Origin of the sequence: Proteus myxofaciens ATCC 19692, assembly GCF_001654855.1 — a bacterium.
In the GTDB taxonomy this organism is placed as follows: domain Bacteria; phylum Pseudomonadota; class Gammaproteobacteria; order Enterobacterales; family Enterobacteriaceae; genus Proteus; species Proteus myxofaciens.
The window spans coordinates 1-225 of the sequence record NZ_LXEN01000248.1; the positions used below are offsets into that span (position 1 = coordinate 1).

Annotated in this window: 1 pseudogene; it reads right to left on the reverse strand. The window is 36.0% G+C overall.

What is annotated here, in order from left to right:
* A pseudogene (locus tag M983_RS16805) lies at positions 1–225 on the reverse strand (UDP-glucose 6-dehydrogenase); the annotation flags it as partial.

A 225-nucleotide genomic window follows, 5' to 3' on the forward strand; every position in this document is an offset into this window, starting at 1 on the left:
AAAGTCCGCATCTTTATAAGCGAATTCTTTATCTAATGTTGCCGTAAAATCGAGTTCTTTAGTGGCTAAAAACTCTTCAATTTCTTTATCAGAGATAGGAGAGATTTTTTTGTTAAGTAATTCGACTTTTTCTTTATTGATATCTAACGCAACGACTTTGTTGTTTTGGGAAAGCAGAATGCCGTTAGATAGACCGACATAGCCGGTACCGGAGATGGTGACTTT